We start from the raw sequence: 15,147 nt of genomic DNA on the forward strand, positions 1-15,147 counted from the left end.
TTATTATTCCTAACCCGCGACTTAAATTTTGAAACTCACTCGTAAATCAATGCTGTTGTTGGCTTTCACTTGCCACTCTTGCTCAGTCCCTTGTTCAAAGGGTTGTTCACGGTGGTTAACACGCTCTACTGCTGCAAAGTGAGCAAATGCCGTTGTATCTAACACCATCGCCTGCTCGGTCGAGTTGTAGAGACGCACGATGACCGCATTATCTTGGTAGAACGAGTGACCAATACTTGAAAGTTGCAATGCTTGCTCCAATTCAAATAAGCCAAAACGCTTGGCAACGTCACGCGAATCAAAACGCACTTGGAAGCGCTCTAATCGATTTTCAAAACTGTTGAGCGTTTGTTTTTGGTAACCAAATGGCGCATCTAAAAACTCTTGCTCTAAGCGACGCACCGTTTGATGGCTCGCCTCTTCACAAAGGGCAATCGAGAAGCTAAACGTCATCGATTTTTGCAACTGCGCATCGGGGGTATAAACCACGGTGTTGTTGATGCCAGAAGCGCGACCCGGACGCCATAACAAGTCATCCTTACCTAGGCGACCTGTCGACTTAAATAGCGTCAATGCAATGGCATTGGACTCTTTGCCCGTTAGCACCTGAAATTCTTTAATACCACGACCATTGATGATCATCGCTTTGCCTGCTTGGGCAATCGCGACGGCACCATCGGTGGTTTCAATATCAATTGGGCACTCACGGAAGCGTTCACGCCAGCCTTCAACAGAAGGGGCTACTGGGCGTGTCATTAACGCAAAAGGTTGGGTGCTCAAAGAGGTTTGAGTACAAACATCAGAGTTGATCACAACGCGCACGCGGTGGTCACACACTTGGTTCAGTGTGGTAATCTCAACACGCAGTTGCTGCTCACCTTTCACCAACGACAGTTGCAAATCAAAACTCGCTACCGCTTGCTTATCGCCTGCCATACGCGCCGCTAAATCATGCGGTACCGCAAGTTCAGCACGCAGTGTCATGCTTTGCTCCATCTCACCTTGCTGCACAGATAAACACGTCATCTCAGTACAGGTTAGCGGCGTATCACCTTCTAGTGGAGAGAAGTCGTAAGAGTCGCCATCGTCAGCTTGCTCTTCAAAGCTCAGCAGTTGTTTAACCACACGTCCTGAGGCTTTGTCTTCTAGGCTAAGTTGACCGTGAGCAAATCGCACCACTATGGCTTGGTTCTCGATGCTGGCGCTCTCGTTCACCTTATGAGTTGGGGCAACAGATACTGACTCCGTTTGCTGCACTTGGAATACTTGGTAACCCAGCGCAGGAAGGTTGGTCACCGCAACATTCAGTTCAAATCGGTAGTACGGCGGCACGTCTACTTCGCGTTCGCCATCTTTTGTCACTTCAATCATCTTGCCGCCATCTAAGGTCTCACGGCAGATAATTTCACAACCTAAAACTTGCTCTCTATCGCTCAGCGCAATTTGTTCATGCTTTGAGAAAGCAACAACCTTCACCACACCGGAATATGGGGTTGGGCGTGAGTTAAAGATCATCAGCTCACTCTCTTGGCAAGCATTGCTAGCAATCTCTTTAACGACCAAGTTGTACAAGCCGTGGCAGATCTCTTCTGCCTGCTTAAGACGGTGCATAATGTCGGCATTGGTGGCGTCACTATTACAGCCACCGATGCTGTCGTGGGCATGGCATTCAAGGATTTTTTTCCACGCCATATCGACCAGCTCAGTATGCACGGTAATGCCTTGTGCTTTGGCAATCGCAATCACCACTTCCAGCTTCTTGATCAGAAACTGCTCAATTTCAAAGTTAAGCTTTTTGATGTCGTAACGTACTGAACCAATGGTTTTGTGGATTCGTGTGTAACGCGGCGCTTTAAACTCGCCATGGTAGGTTTCAAATTCTTCGCTGTTGTGGCGCAAATACTCGACGAAATTTTCCATTGAAGAAATGGTATAAATATCGCTAACTGGCGAGCGCTCAGACGCCGCTGCTAAGGTCGCTGGCAAGTTCGGGTCAATATTCACTTGGTCGCCACCCGATGGGATCAACACTTCATCTAAACCTGAGAGTGATTTGATTTTTTCTACCATCGGGAAGATTTTTTTATCCAGATGATCAGCCTCAGCAACAATGTTTTTCGCTGCACCATAGCCGTGTACTAGGTTGTAAGCGTAGATGGTATCGTCACCCGCAGATTGCCAGTGGAAATGCGATTTTTGAACTTGCTGATCGTAATCAATACCACGCCAAAAGACGATGTTATCAATACCCATCCCTTTAAATAGGGTTGGCATTTGTGCGTTATGGCCAAAAGTATCTGGCAGGTAGCCAACCGTCATGCTGTGACCAAGCTCTTCAGCAATGTGCATACCATACTTTAAGTTACGAATAATAGATTCAGCCGCGACGTTGTAAGTATCGGTTTGGGTGTACCAAGGGCCAACAAACAACTTCTTATCTCGGATCAACTTGCTCATGCGCTCACGCATAAACGGCAATACTTTAAGGTAATCTTCAACAATCGCTGATTGACCATCTAGGTGGTAACAGCTGTAGCTTGCTTGATTTTCAAGCGTTTCGATTACTTTAGTGAAGTTATAAGTGGCAAGCACGTCACTGTCTTGCTGGGTAAAATACCACTCACGATCCCAGTGAGTGTGCGGAATGACATGTACTTTCGCCATAGGAAAATCTCTTCTACTTAGTTTTTCTAATTAGGTCTTTTTAAGCGCTCACTTTGTTGAGCGAGCAAGGGGGCGACCGAGTCGCCCCATGTGACGTGTTATGCGTTTGCGTTATCTGGCTTAGTGCATAGCAACAATGCCGCCGCGATAAAACTTGAACCGATTAAGACTGAAAGGGTGTAGCTAATTGGGTCAGACGATAGGAACCAACCCCAAACTGCTGGCAGTGGTAGGCTTTGCCATACGTTAAGTAGTACGCCTACTTGAGTACCGATGATTGAACCTAAGATCATAATTGGGATCATTTTCGGGTTCTTCAGAATAAATGGAATCGCACCTTCTGAAATACCGATAAGACCAAGCATCAAAGACGTTTTACCCACGGTGCGCTCTTCATTAGAGAACACAGGTTTACGGAATTTGCCATCAAGCAGCGCGGCAATACCCACACCAATTGGCGGGATGACAATACCCAGCTCACGAGCCAGTAGGTCAAAGCCTTCGCCCATACCGTTTAAGCCAAGTGCTACCGAGCCAGCTGCTTTGTTAATTGGACCGCCCAAGTCAAATGCTGTACCTGCTGCGATTACCATAGAGTAGATACCACGACCTGCATCACCCGCTTGAGTAAACAGTTCGATCATCGCAATATTCAGCGCGCCGAAGAACGGGTTGATTGCGTACTCCATGGTTAACACCATCACCACACCAGTAATGGCAGGGACAAGTAACATGGTTTTCAGCGTCGTCAGCTCGGTCTTCACGTGAATAGTGTCATTGAGGAAACGAACCAAGTAACCGACAAGGAAACCAATCGCAATCGCACCAAAGAAGCCCGATGGTGCCCAGCCCTCTAGATCGAAGAAGCGTTTGTACACTTCATCACTCATGATTCCGCCAATAAAGGCAGGAACAAGCGCTGGTTTACCGGCAATAGAATAAGCTAGGTACGCCGCGAAAATTGGGTACATAAACTTGATGGTCATGAAACCAAGCTTATCTAGGGTTTGAATTGGTGTACCGGAAATATCAATAAACTCACCGGTGATTTTCGCCACCGCCATCAGCAAACCACCCAATACCACCACCGGCAGCATGTAGCTGATCCCCGTCATGATATGACCGATAGCCACTTGATAAGCAGAGCGTTTCTCTTCGACCACTTGCGCTCCGCTTTCGCTCTTCTCTTTGCCTAGGTTAAATACCGTTGGCAGCAGTTCATCAACTCGTTTGATCAACTCTTGAGTGCGCACTTTTAGTGGATTGGCGTTATCGAAACGTTCCATATCCATGATTGGAACGTCAATAGCGAGCACCACACCGTCTGCGGTTGCAATATCGTGCGCGGTTAGCTTATTTTTTACGCCGTCACTGCCTTGGGTTTCGACTTTCACTTCGTAACCTTGTTGCTCAGCCCAGCTTTGAATCTTCTTCGCAGCCATAAATGTATGTGCAATACCGGTAGGGCAAGCGGTCACTGCAACAATTTTCTTCTTCGTCATGGTTTTTCACCGTTATATTTATTTGACTGCCGGCAGTATATTTAGCAGTGATGTATCAGGATACTGTTTCATGGTACAAGCTATGTATGACGATACTTTTGTGAAGCCCATCAAGGAAAATTGCGCCATTTTCGCGCCTAATAACAGCCACTTTGTTTCCTTAGTTAGTGTACGTGATGAACACCTTTAAAGGCATCGAGCGAGCGGTATACGAATACCTGATTACCCATGCCAACGAACTGCATGACATTTCAGCCAAAACCATTGCCAATAAAGCACTGACCACCACCACGTCGGTCAACCGTGTATGTAAGAAAATGGGTTATGCCAGCTATACCGAGCTGCGTTATAAACTAGTGCAAGACTTGCGCAAACAAACTGTCGCGAGTGATGAAGACGATGATCAAACTCAACGAGTCAATACGGTCGCGCATGCACTGCATAGCTCACCCGTGGTCTATTTGTACTCTCGCGGCGCATCGATTGTCAGTGTCACTTACCTATCGCGCTTTTTATCCCTCGCTAATATCCCCCACTTGGTGATCACTGACATCCACCAGCTCGCACGAGCCGAAAAAGGTACGGTGATGTTGGTCAGTAAATCGGGAGAGACGCAAGCTGTGGTTGAAATGGCGCACAACGCCAAGCGTAAAGGTTTAAAGGTATTTGCCATTAGTCATCTCGGTTCAACATTAGCGTCAATCGCCAACATCAACCTAGATTTGGAAGAGCAAGTGGACGGCATTTCCCCATACAGCCGCGAATCACAAATTCAAATACTGAAAGTCATCGATTTGATTGGTAAGACGTTGCTGGAAGAATAGTTCTTGGGGCTACCATACTGTTAAACGCGGAACTCCCTTACCACGGATTATCCGAAATACCGTAAATATCAGCTTACAGCAATCTGAAACCTCTGCATCAAAACTAAATTATTGATTAACTTAAAATAAGCTTATAAACATGGCATCATGCTGGCATGAAAGACCACTTTTAGATGTTTAGTTAGGGTTATGTAAAAGGAGAACATGTGGATATTGCGGAAGAATTTCAGATCACTGACACAACACTTCGATTCAAAAAAGATTCGTATGCCTTGTCTAAGATTAAAGGTGCCAAAGTTAAGCAAAATACAATTAAAGACCATGCGCTAAGAGTTGTCACTATTGGCTTAGTGGTGTCGAGCCTAGTATGGATGATTGCCCCAGGTTCGCTAGGTCTGTATACCGCCCCCGTCGCCCTTATCATCGGCATGTTGTCAGCATTCTCAACGGTCAGAAAATATGAGTTTCAAATTGAATTCCAGCATGCCGATGAAACTGGCTTACAGTGGGTTTCTATCGCTAAAACGAACAAGCTGAAGATTAAAGAGCAATTTGAAAAGCAAGTGACACAAATTCTCGAAAGTATTCACACCCGCGTTTAAGACCGAGCCCCAACGCTTGGCATTTCAGCTTATCTGTTTATCTGTTTATCTGTTTATCTCACCATGATTGAGGTAGATGGCAGGGGTTGGGCACCACTTAACAAGGTCTCATTGCCTTTCGTAAGTTACTGAAATATAAACCCTGTCGCAAGATTGTCGCATTTTTGTCGTTATCTTTTCTGTATACTATTGGTAAGTTTTAAGTCGATACAGCAGAAAGGATTTTTGTAATGATAATCAGAAAACTCAGACTGAAGCATGGTTGGTCTCAAGAGCAACTAGCAGACCTCAGCGACCTAAACATTCGTACAATTCAACGAATTGAACGAGGTCAAAAGCCAAGCCTTGAATCATTAAAATCTCTTGCTGCTGTTTTTGAAACTAGTGTGTCAGAACTTCAGCAGGAGCCAGAAATGACAAACGAAGTAAAAATTACCGACGAAGAACAAATAGTCATTGATCAAGTGAGAGCGATTAAAGGCTTTTATTCCCATCTAATGACCTATGTAATGGTAATCGCCTTATTGTTTGCAATAAACCTTGTCATCGACCCGAGCTATATTTGGGCATGGTGGCCAGCAATGGGCTGGGGAATTGGTATCATTAATCACGGTTTAAACGCCTTCGAAGTTTTTGATTTTTTTGGTGCTAAATGGGAAAAGCGTCAAATCGAAAAACGTCTTGGCAGGAAACTTTAAATACACACATATCAAACTATTTAAAACGGTTCTTAAGACAGCGCTATACCTAGGGAGGGTATTGTGAATATATGGATATTGAGCTCAGGATTGCTTGGCGTATTGACAGCACTGGTGCATGTGTTTGCTGGTCAAGTCGATCCTGTTAGACCCTTTTTGAAGTCGGAGCTTGCGGATGCAGCAAAAGCCACACTTTTAGCCTGTTGGCATCTTGTTTCCGTCACACTACTGGTTAGCTCACTCATGCTCACCTACGTAGGTTGGTTTGGTCTGTACTCATTTTACTTACCAATTCAGTTGGTAGGGGGGGTATATATTCTCTTTGCGTTAGTGTTCGTTGTCGTTGGATGGCATTTCTTTGGTGGTAAGGTTTTTGTCAAACTTCCTCAATGGATATTGCTTCTCCCCATCGGGCTATTAGCAAGTTATGGCGCAATGCCGGTATAACAAGCGATTGCTGTTTCAAAATACGATCACTTATCTGGCTTTAGCGAGCTAGCCCAGTACCTCTAGCTCGCTTTATCTTTAACTAAACAGCCACACCACTCACAGCCTGCAAGCCACGGCTTTTGATGACATGGCGCAAGCGCAGCAGCATTAAAATGGCTGCGACAGTTAAACCGGTGAGAATACCAACCCAAAAGCCCTTCTCACCCATTGCTGGTACTACGTAGTCTGTTAGACCAAGCACAACACCCAGTGGCAGCGCCAGGCCCCAGTAAGAAGCTATCGCCAAAAACATTGGCATCTTGGTGTCTTTGTAACCACGCAGCGCACCATTAGCTGAGGTTTGTAGCGCATCACTAAATTGATACATCGCGGTAAACACCAACAATGTTGCTGCTGTCGCACTAATTGCTGGATCTGTGGTGTATAAGCGAATAATCCACTCGGGGAATAGCAAGAAAATCGCCACCGAAATCAGTGAGACTAACGCCGCCACGACAATTCCAATTTTGCTACGCTCAATCGCACTTTGTTCATCACGCTCACCCAAGGAGTGACCCACGCGGATTGTAATACCAAACGAGATACTCATCGGGATCACGTAAGTTAAGCTTGAGATGTTTAGCGCAATCTGTGCTGCCGCTACGTTCTCAGCGCCAATACGACCGATCAGCAGTGCGATCACCGCAAAAATACTGCCACACACGGCAATGTTCATACCAATAGGTAAACCCAATTTTAGTAGGTTGAACATCTCTTTTGCTCTTGGTTTTACATCCGAAAATGAGATGACTTTTTTATAGTGGTGATGACCTTTGATGTAGGAATACAGTAGACCCGACATCACCCAGTAAACCAAGCTGGTTGCCCAGCCACAGCCGACGGCTCCCATTTCAGGGAAACCCAACTTGCCATAGATAAGCACATAGTTAACCGGAATATTTAGTAGTAAGCCGACAACCGAAATAACCATCGGTACTTTGGTGTTGTTCATCCCTTCGCAAAAACCATTCAAGGTATAGAACAGGGCAATCCCCGGTACACCAAAGGCTAAGGCGAAAGCGTAATCACTGGCGATAGGGATAATTTCTGAGGCGACACCAATCCACTCTAGGATGGGTTTGGCACTGACCAAATAGCCAATCAGCAGCACACTAGAAAGTAGTGCCAGCCAAACCATTTGGAAAAATTCCACTGAGATACTAGAAAAATCACGGGCACCACGATGGTAAGCAACCACAGGTGTTAACGCCATAATCACGCCGCGAAGCAATAGCAATACTGGAATCCATAAGCTACCACCAAGCGCTATCGCAGCTAAGTCAGCAGGGCTTACTTGCCCCGCCATTGTCGTATCGACAAAGCCCATCGCTTGGGTGGCAATTTGAGTCAAAATAATTGGAATCGACAGGTGCATCAAAGCACCCGATTCACGGGTAAAACGAGAAAAAGGAGGAAGTGTCGTTTGCATGGAGGTTCTTCAACACCAATATAAATGCACCAGTGATGGCAGGATAGCGAGTGTGCATTTTAGGGTGTGCCCGTTAGGCGGCGATAATATAAACAGCTATTCAAAAACGGTCAAGCGTCACGTTTCACGATAAAAGCAACTCATTTCATGACGGTAAAACGATTGCTTGAGCGAGGTGATATTGACAACAATAAATAGTTATTTTTTGCTTCGTAATTAAGCAATGTTGATATAGGATGCGCAGCCCAATTATTGACGAGCATAACAACTGTGGGAATTATTCCTTCAAACGCCCTCTATACCGACCTTTCTGGTTACTACGACTTGATGTGTGCCGACATCGATTACAAAGCCCAAAGTCATTATGTTTGCCGACTGCATCAGCTATTTGGTAATGCAGGAATGCGACATCTCGATTTGGCGTGTGGAACAGGTCCGCACATTCGCCACTTGATTGACTTTGGTTACCAAAGCAGTGGCTTAGATCTCAATCAACCCATGCTCGAATTGGCGAAAGTCCGTTGCCCTGAAGCCGAATTTATTTTGCACAATATGTGTGACTTTACGGTGGAGCAACCGCTTGATCTGATCACCTGTTTTCTTTACTCAATCCATTACAGTGATGGCATTGCGAATCTGAAAAAGTGCATTGCGGCAGCTCATGCTGCGCTCGCTCCCGGCGGCATGTTCTGTTTTAACTCGGTAAATAGAAACAAAATTGATAACCGATCTTTTGTTCGCCATAGCGCCAAACATGAAGAAAGCGAGTTTGTCTTTAGCTCTGGTTGGAAGTACAGCGGTGAAGGCGAGAAGCAATTTTTAACCCTCAGTATCGAAAAGCATTCAGAACAAGATAAGCAACTTTGGAACGATGAACATCCAATGGTAGCCGTCAATTATGAAGAGCTTACAGCTTTGCTTGAGCCCTATTTCGAAGTGCATATTTTTGAGCACGACTACGAGAAAATCATTCCTTGGGATAACCATTCAGGCAACGCTTTCTTTGCCTGTGTGAAGCGTGATACAACGATTTAAACTGTCGTTCTAATCATATAGAGCTCGCTAAATTAGCGGGCTCGTCACAAAGCATCTATTGCCAGCAAAATCGTAGCCTTAGTGCCACCACCTCTCCCCTAATCGCGACAAAAACAGAACCGCTATTGTCATTAACTGATGATTGAAAAACGCACGCACCAGTACTTAGTCAATGATACAATTGACTAATACCGTCAAAACAACTTCAAACCCAGTGATTACAAAGTCATGCTGGGGACGAAGCGACATCGTTCATAACGGACAAAGCGACAAAATAGAGCCGTTCCGTTAGCAAGGATAGAGAATGAAATCAGTGCTATGTTTTGGTGACTCCAATACTTGGGGTTACGTCCCTTTACAGGGTGGTCGTTACCCAAGCGAATTACGTTGGACGACGCTTTTAGAGCGAATGCTCCCTGATGATTGGCAAGTCATTAACGAAGGATTACCCGGAAGAACAACCGGCTTTCACGAGTCTATTCATAGCCCACACTCTGGGCTAGGTTACTTTCTGCCCTGTCTAGAAAAACACCAACCCAACGTGGTGGTGATCATGCTTGGCACCAACGATTTGCAAAGCCATTTAAATTTATCCGCTAAAGACATTTCTTCCGGTGCTGCACACTTAGTGAAACAAGCGCGCCACTTTGCGAGCCATCAAGGTTACCCTATCGATGTCGTTTTGGTGTGCCCTCCACCCATTTATGAAGTCGGCTTTGCCCAAGACGGTTTCGACGGGGCTGAAGAGAAATCAACACAGTTTGCAGAACACTATAAAGCGCGAGCTGAAGAGCTCGAATGCTGCTACTTTGATGCCGGAGATTTCGTCGCGTCGAGCCAAGTGGAAGGCGTGCATTGGCACGAAGATCAACCAGCTAAGTTTGCTCAAGCCCTTCATCAACAGATCAAACATCTATTTAGTTAGAATGGCTTTAAACACTCACCACCACAGAGAAGACAATGAAAATACTACAAGATTTTAGTGTGTTTATTGAAACAGCACGCCAAGGCAGTATTACTCAAGCTGCTAACATTCTCAGTGTGACCCCTGCGGCGGTGAGTGCAACTATTAAGCGTCTTGAAGCGCAATTTGATTGCGCGCTCTTCATACGATCAACCCGTAGTATTCGCCTCACCGCAGAAGGGCAGTTGATGCTGGAAAAATGCCAGCAAGCTGTCAAGGCCATTGAAACAGGTATAGAATCGGTGAAGCACGACCCTAATCAAATTACTGGGCACTTACGACTCGCCATGCCTTCAGATTTGGGGCGCAATATCATATTGCCGCTACTTGATGAATTCCTTGACCTCCACCCTAAGCTGATACTGTCCACAGAGCTATGCGACAACGTCGTCGACCTTTATACTCGCCCACTCGACGCCTCAATCCGCTATGGTACTCCGCCAGATTCGAGTATGGTCGCCCTGCCAATTAGCCCTAAAAATGACCGCATAGCCTGTGCGTCTCCTGACTATATCGCCAAGTATGGCAAACCCACCCACCCCTCAGAGCTAGTTAATCACAACTGCCTAAACTTTATTACCTTGGTCAAATACCACACCAAATGGCGCTTTACCAAACAAGGTGAAAAGTGCGAAGTGATCGCCACGGGTAACCGCTTTGCCAATGATGGTGATGTGGTTCTACGTTGGATGCTTGCAGGCAAAGGGATTGGTTACAAATCCCGTTTAGACTCTCAACCCGATATTGATAACGGTAGCCTAGTGCCACTCTTTGAAGATTGGCAAGGTGACCTTATCCCACTCAATTTAGTGGTGACAGACAAGCGCCAACTCACTCCTGCACTGCATGCTTTGCGTGATTTTCTGCGAGAACGATTGAATCCATAGCGAGTTGATGATCAATCTATATCGCTTAAAACGCATTCAATTTTATCGAAATAGCTCACAAAACGCACTTACTCAACTTTCTATTGTTAAATCTATTTGCTAGTTTATCTTCAAAATAATGAAGATTTAAAAACTATGACCGTTCAATATATTAGCAAAGAAGGTGCGGCGATCATGAACGTCGCCCAATACCTAATGACAACCTCTGAAGGCGATCGCTTGCGCACCATAGATTCGCTATCAGAAGAGTTTTCTGTATCGGTTGGTTTTATACAAAAAGCCCTGACAACAATTGAACAACAGGGTGCGGTCGTGTTGTCTAAACAAGGACGCAACGGCACCTTTATCAACCAACTGAATTATCGCGAGCTTGTCGCTTGTGCTGGCATCAGTAATGTCGTTTGCGCAATGCCATTACCTTACACCCGCCACTACGAAGGTTTAGCTAGTGGGTTAAAGGCACAACTTGGTGGCTTACCTCTCTATTTCGCCCATATGCGAGGGGCGAGTGTTCGTGCCGAATGTTTAAAAAATGGCACCTATGATGTAGCGATCATGTCAAAGTTGGCAGCAAAAGAACTCACATCTGGTCTGGTGACAGCGATTGATCTTGGCCCACATACCTATTCACATGAGCACCGTTTAATCTATCGCGAAGGCGAATACGATCAAATTCTTCGAGTCGGTGTCGATCCTGATTCACCAGACCAAAAAATTCTGACTAGTCAGGCATTTGAAGACAAGAAAATCGAGATTGTTGAAATCCATTACGGCGAAAGTTTAACCCACTTAACCAATGGTGATATTGACGCAGTAGTTTGGCTACCAGAAGCCATCGACATGAACAAATATGGTCTTGCCGAACAATCATTAAGCCACTTATCTGCGTGCAAGGAAGCGTCTGAAGCCGTCATGCTGGTCAATGGTAACGAACACCACATTACGATTTTGCTAAGAAAGCTACTCAAACTTTCATCGCTGCTAGCGCACCAACAAGCAGTAGTGAAAGGTGAGCTAACTCCAAGTTATTAGAGGTGATACATGAAAGCTAGGCTCGATCTACTCCAGCAAGCAAACGTCATTACCGAGCAAGCCTATCTGGGCTGTTTGCGCGCTCTAGAAGTCATTGATCGCCAACTATCCCTCGATCATGAAAGTGAGCAATACCAAATGGCCATTACGCACCTCGCCCGCGCGGCAGACCGCATTTGGCAAAATGAACCGGTTGAGGAAGGGCTCGATCAAGATGTACTCGATGAAATTGAAGCCGACGAGTGTTACCCGCAGGTCCTTAAACTGCATCAACAGATTGTCGCCTCAATGGGGATTGAAACGCTGCCAGCCAGCGAGGAGAGTTTTTTACTCGCCAATGTTTACTCGCTGATTCAAGTGTCACTAGAGGATCAACCGCTATGATAGACGCAACAGGTTATACCTACTGCCATGAGCATCTTCACATTGATTTGTCACCGCAAAAGCACGCTATTGATTGCCGTTTGGATCAATACGAATTGCTGTGCGATGAAATGCGCGAAGTGCAAAAACGTGGTGTGCGCAATATCGTAGAAGTGACGAATTCTTTTATGGGTAGAAATCCTCAATTTATTGAGGATTTAATCGACGACACTGGCATCAATGTTCTTTTGTCGACTGGTTTCTATATTGAAGGGTTCTTCCCTGATGAGATCTACTCCATGAGTGCCTCACAAATCGCTCAAGGTATGATCCGCGAGATCGAAGATGGACTTGAAGGCTCTCGATTAAAAGCAAGTGTGATTGGGGAGATTGGTAGTAGTGAAGATCACTTTAGCCCAACCGAGCAGAAAGTCTTTCAAGCCGCAGCGATTGCCCATTTGGAAACAGGTCGCCCCATTTCAACCCATCAATCAATGAGTACCATGGGTAAGCAGCAGATCGAATTGCTCAAGAAAAGTGGGGTTGAGATGACATCTGTCACCATAGGGCACTGCGACCTACGTGACAACTTCGACCACATCTTATGGATGCTGGATCAAGGCTGCTATGTGCAATTCGATACGATAGGAAAAAACAGTTATTACCCAGACAGTAAACGTGCTGCCTCAATTGCGTTGCTTTGCCAACGCGGCTACGAAAAACAGATCATGCTGTCGATGGATATCACCCGTCGATCACATTTAAAAGCGAACGGTGGCTTAGGTTTTAGCTACCTCATTGATGAATTCGTCCCTTTGCTTAAACAGCACGGGGTCAATGATCTCCAAATAAGCACCCTATTACAAAGTAACCCTACTCGCTTATTTGGCTAGTGAGCGCCTGCGCTCTGAAATATAAGGATAGAACATGAAAAAAATTGCCATTGCTGGTTTGCAGCGAGAGCAAATCAAACAACAAATCGAGGACACCATGCCTGATACCTTCGAGTGCTACATCCTGACAGATATGGATGCGGCAATGAAGGTCAAGTCTGGTGAAATGGATTACTTCATTGGGTGTTGTAATACCGGTGCAGGCGGTGCACTCGCTATGGCTATCGCCATTATTGGCTACGGGCAAAGCTGTACTATTGCCAAACCATCAATCCAAGCTAAACACGATGAAGTTCAACAATTTATCGAAAAAGGTTGTGTCGCTTTTGGTTTATCTATTGAGCATATCGAGCACGCTGTCCCCATACTCACCAAACTGCTCGCCGCTAAGTAAGGAGTAACAACATGGATATTATGCATATTGGACTTGTTGCGGCTTTATGCGCAATGACCGCACTGATCGCGAATATGAGTGCTGCCGTATTCCACGATGGTATTCGCCCAGTATTGCCACAATTGTTTGAAGGCAATATGACCAGGCGCGATGCAGGCTCGGTTGCCTTTGGTTTATCAATTGGTTTCGTCGCATCAGTCGGTATTTCATTTACGCTATCGACCGGTCTACTCAACCCTTGGCTACTGTTTTTGCCAACCGATATTCTCGGTGTGATGATTGGCAGCCGCGTACTTGCTGCTCTGGCTGGCGGTCTTTGGGGCGTACTGGTTGTGACCTCTCTTGCTGGTGTTAACGCTGTCTTAACTGGTCTTCCAATCGATGCACTGGGTGCGCTGGGTGAATTAGGTACACCAGTCATGTCAGCCTTTGCGCTATTCCCACTGTTAGCTATTTTCTACCAATTTGGTTGGAAAGCAGGTGCGATAGCCGCTGCTGTCATTCTTACTTCTCGCTTAATGATCATCAAGTACACGGGTATCTACCCTGAATCTATCCAAATTTTTGTCGGCATGATGATGTTGGTCTTCTTCGCTATTCGCAAGGATTTAGCGGACCGCCAAGCAGGTATTCAAGCCCCTGACATGTCGGGATTACACAGTATCTTTGATGAACGTACCAAACGAATTGTTAAACACTTACCTTTCTTGGCGGTAACGGGCGCATTGATTGCTGCTGTTTCCAATGGTGGCATCTTCGCAGGCTCAGAGGTATCCATCTACTCGCTCGCTGATGCGCTGAAAATTACAGACCCAGAAGCGCAAGATGCAGCAATGAAACAAGTCGCTCTATCAGAATTTATGCGCGGTCTCGGCTTTGTTCCACTGATTGCGACCACCGCACTTGCCACTGGTGTATATGGCGTGGTGGGCATGACCTTTGTTTTCGTGGTGGGCTACCTATCACCCAACATGGCCGTAGCCGCAGCTTTGGGCGCAGTCACTATTTGTCTCGAAGTTTATTTACTACGCGGTATTGGACGCTTTTTAGAGCAGTTCCCATCGATCCGAAATGCTTCTGACAATATTCGCAACTCGATGAATACACTTATGGAGTTCGCACTATTGATTGGTGGTGTTCTCGCGGTAATGAAGATGGGTTCAACCACTGGTTTTACAATCTTTGCCATGTTGTTCTACCTCAACGAAGTCATGGGACGCCCAATTCTTAAGATTGCCGCTCCAGCTGTCGCCGCGATTTTGACTGGCGTGATTTTGAATATTCTTCATGTCGTTGGGTTATTCGCGATTTAATTAATACACGATCAGAGCTGGTCGTCAGCTTAATACGACTAACACCCAGATACAGATA

The 15,147-nt window shown here is 45.8% G+C and carries 15 protein-coding genes; 12 read left to right on the plus strand and 3 right to left on the minus strand.

Translation table 11 applies throughout. The features are described from left to right. Positions 1 to 21: 21 nt before the first annotated feature. Entirely contained in the window at positions 22 to 2,664 is a 2,643-nt protein-coding gene (locus H2O73_RS02250; RefSeq protein ID WP_182106091.1) for a glycoside hydrolase family 38 N-terminal domain-containing protein, read from the minus strand. A 98-nt stretch (positions 2,665 to 2,762) separates the two neighbouring features. Next, the gene (locus H2O73_RS02255; protein ID WP_182106094.1) at positions 2,763 to 4,166 is read right to left on the minus strand and encodes a PTS fructose transporter subunit IIC; all 1,404 of its coding nucleotides are present in this window, start codon (positions 4,164 to 4,166) and stop codon (positions 2,763 to 2,765) included. Between the two features lie 176 nt (positions 4,167 to 4,342). On the opposite strand from H2O73_RS02255, the gene H2O73_RS02260 reads away from it, so the two are divergent. The 4 genes from H2O73_RS02260 (at position 4,343) to H2O73_RS02275 (ending at position 6,737) form a co-directional block, all read left to right on the plus strand. Next, positions 4,343 to 4,990 carry a MurR/RpiR family transcriptional regulator gene (locus H2O73_RS02260; RefSeq protein WP_182106096.1) on the plus strand — a complete coding sequence of 216 codons (648 nt, stop codon included), beginning with the start codon at positions 4,343 to 4,345 and terminating at the stop codon, positions 4,988 to 4,990. 206 nt (positions 4,991 to 5,196) lie between these two features. Beyond that, a complete protein-coding gene (locus H2O73_RS02265) occupies positions 5,197 to 5,592 on the plus strand; it encodes a DUF6232 family protein (protein WP_182106098.1) in 396 nt (131 codons plus the stop codon). A 230-nt stretch (positions 5,593 to 5,822) separates the two neighbouring features. Further along, complete coding sequence (locus tag H2O73_RS02270; protein WP_182106100.1) at positions 5,823 to 6,290, plus strand: 2TM domain-containing protein; 468 nt, start codon at positions 5,823 to 5,825, stop codon at positions 6,288 to 6,290. A gap of 63 nt (positions 6,291 to 6,353) precedes the next feature. Further along, positions 6,354 to 6,737 carry a hypothetical protein gene (locus tag H2O73_RS02275; RefSeq protein ID WP_182106102.1) on the plus strand — a complete coding sequence of 128 codons (384 nt, stop codon included), beginning with the start codon at positions 6,354 to 6,356 and terminating at the stop codon, positions 6,735 to 6,737. An 82-nt stretch (positions 6,738 to 6,819) separates the two neighbouring features. On the opposite strand, the gene H2O73_RS02280 is transcribed toward H2O73_RS02275, so the two are convergent. After that, positions 6,820 to 8,208: an MATE family efflux transporter gene (locus tag H2O73_RS02280; RefSeq protein WP_182106104.1), complete on the minus strand. Its 1,389-nt coding sequence runs from the start codon at positions 8,206 to 8,208 to the stop codon at positions 6,820 to 6,822. A gap of 279 nt (positions 8,209 to 8,487) precedes the next feature. On the opposite strand from H2O73_RS02280, the gene H2O73_RS02285 reads away from it, so the two are divergent. The 8 genes from H2O73_RS02285 (at position 8,488) to H2O73_RS02320 (ending at position 15,089) form a co-directional block, all read left to right on the plus strand. Beyond that, entirely contained in the window at positions 8,488 to 9,243 is a 756-nt protein-coding gene (locus H2O73_RS02285; protein ID WP_368737147.1) for a class I SAM-dependent DNA methyltransferase, read from the plus strand. A 304-nt stretch (positions 9,244 to 9,547) separates the two neighbouring features. After that, a complete protein-coding gene (locus H2O73_RS02290; RefSeq protein WP_182106106.1) occupies positions 9,548 to 10,168 on the plus strand; it encodes an SGNH/GDSL hydrolase family protein in 621 nt (206 codons plus the stop codon). A gap of 35 nt (positions 10,169 to 10,203) precedes the next feature. Then, positions 10,204 to 11,094: a LysR family transcriptional regulator gene (locus H2O73_RS02295; protein WP_182106107.1), complete on the plus strand. Its 891-nt coding sequence runs from the start codon at positions 10,204 to 10,206 to the stop codon at positions 11,092 to 11,094. 135 nt (positions 11,095 to 11,229) lie between these two features. Then, a complete protein-coding gene (gene yhfZ / locus H2O73_RS02300) occupies positions 11,230 to 12,126 on the plus strand; it encodes a GntR family transcriptional regulator YhfZ (RefSeq protein ID WP_182106109.1) in 897 nt (298 codons plus the stop codon). A gap of 9 nt (positions 12,127 to 12,135) precedes the next feature. Further along, on the plus strand, positions 12,136 to 12,510 hold the full coding sequence (locus tag H2O73_RS02305) for a hypothetical protein (RefSeq protein ID WP_182106111.1): 375 nt from the start codon (positions 12,136 to 12,138) through the stop codon (positions 12,508 to 12,510). Next, positions 12,507 to 13,382, plus strand: coding sequence for a phosphotriesterase family protein (locus H2O73_RS02310; RefSeq protein WP_182106113.1), 876 nt, complete (start codon positions 12,507 to 12,509; stop codon positions 13,380 to 13,382). Before H2O73_RS02305 ends, H2O73_RS02310 begins: the two co-directional genes overlap by 4 nt. Positions 13,383 to 13,416: 34 nt before the next feature. Further along, complete coding sequence (locus tag H2O73_RS02315) at positions 13,417 to 13,776, plus strand: DUF2620 domain-containing protein (protein ID WP_182106115.1); 360 nt, start codon at positions 13,417 to 13,419, stop codon at positions 13,774 to 13,776. Between the two features lie 11 nt (positions 13,777 to 13,787). Continuing rightward, entirely contained in the window at positions 13,788 to 15,089 is a 1,302-nt protein-coding gene (locus tag H2O73_RS02320) for a YhfT family protein (RefSeq protein WP_182106117.1), read from the plus strand. Positions 15,090 to 15,147 lie beyond the last annotated feature (58 nt).

It is taken from the genome of Vibrio marinisediminis, from assembly GCF_014050145.1.
Lineage (GTDB): Bacteria > Pseudomonadota > Gammaproteobacteria > Enterobacterales > Vibrionaceae > Vibrio > Vibrio marinisediminis.

Coding starts and splice junctions, on each gene's coding strand:
- H2O73_RS02255 (WP_182106094.1), bottom strand. CDS start 4,166: ATGACGAAGAAGAAAATTGTTGCAGTGACCGCTTGCCCTACCGGTATT.
- H2O73_RS02310 (WP_182106113.1), top strand. CDS start 12,507: ATGATAGACGCAACAGGTTATACCTACTGCCATGAGCATCTTCACATT.
- H2O73_RS02315 (WP_182106115.1), top strand. CDS start 13,417: ATGAAAAAAATTGCCATTGCTGGTTTGCAGCGAGAGCAAATCAAACAA.
- H2O73_RS02290 (WP_182106106.1), top strand. CDS start 9,548: ATGAAATCAGTGCTATGTTTTGGTGACTCCAATACTTGGGGTTACGTC.
- H2O73_RS02250 (WP_182106091.1), bottom strand. CDS start 2,664: ATGGCGAAAGTACATGTCATTCCGCACACTCACTGGGATCGTGAGTGG.
- H2O73_RS02270 (WP_182106100.1), top strand. CDS start 5,823: ATGATAATCAGAAAACTCAGACTGAAGCATGGTTGGTCTCAAGAGCAA.
- H2O73_RS02260 (WP_182106096.1), top strand. CDS start 4,343: ATGAACACCTTTAAAGGCATCGAGCGAGCGGTATACGAATACCTGATT.
- yhfZ (WP_182106109.1), top strand. CDS start 11,230: ATGACCGTTCAATATATTAGCAAAGAAGGTGCGGCGATCATGAACGTC.
- H2O73_RS02280 (WP_182106104.1), bottom strand. CDS start 8,208: ATGCAAACGACACTTCCTCCTTTTTCTCGTTTTACCCGTGAATCGGGT.
- H2O73_RS02320 (WP_182106117.1), top strand. CDS start 13,788: ATGGATATTATGCATATTGGACTTGTTGCGGCTTTATGCGCAATGACC.
- H2O73_RS02305 (WP_182106111.1), top strand. CDS start 12,136: ATGAAAGCTAGGCTCGATCTACTCCAGCAAGCAAACGTCATTACCGAG.
- H2O73_RS02295 (WP_182106107.1), top strand. CDS start 10,204: ATGAAAATACTACAAGATTTTAGTGTGTTTATTGAAACAGCACGCCAA.